The sequence below is a fragment of the Variovorax sp. 10N432 genome (genome assembly GCF_056394465.1).
In genome coordinates this window covers 1-510 of record NZ_JBFTHX010000151.1, presented here as the reverse complement: position 1 = coordinate 510, position 510 = coordinate 1, and the positions used below count along the sequence as shown (strand labels likewise).

The following is a 510-nucleotide window of genomic DNA, read 5'->3' as shown; positions in this document are numbered from 1 at the left end:
GTCGTGGGTGGTGACCGATGAGTTCTGGCAGCGTGTGGAGCCGCTGATTCCTGCGCGCTCGGCGGCAGACAAGATCTATGTGCGCAAGCCAGGGGCTGGCCGGCCACCAAAGCCGGCTCGACTGGTGTTCGARGCAATCGTCTACGTGCTGCGCACGGGCTGCCAGTGGAAGGCGCTGCCCAAGGAGCGCTTCGGAAGCGCAAGCGCSATCCACAAGCGATTTCTTGAGTGGGAAGCCTCGGGATTCTTCGAAGCTCTGTGGAAGGCGGGCTTGGCCGAGTACGACCAGATGGAGGGCATTGCCTGGCGCTGGCAGAGCGTCGACGGCGCGATGATGAAGGCGCCGCTGGCACAGGAAACCGTCGGCCCCAACCCGACGGATCGGGGGAAAAAAAGGCAGCAAGCGCCACCTGTTGGTGGACGGCCGTGGCGTCCCGTTGTCGCTCGTCGTGACCGGGGCCAACGTCCATGACTGCAAGCGGCTTGACAACGTAAGCGGCTTGACAACGT

General features: G+C 64.0%; 1 pseudogene. It reads left to right on the top strand.

Features of this window, described 5'->3' with window-relative positions:
* Positions 1-510 (top strand): annotated as a pseudogene (locus tag AC1DF3_RS37100) (IS5 family transposase); the annotation flags it as partial.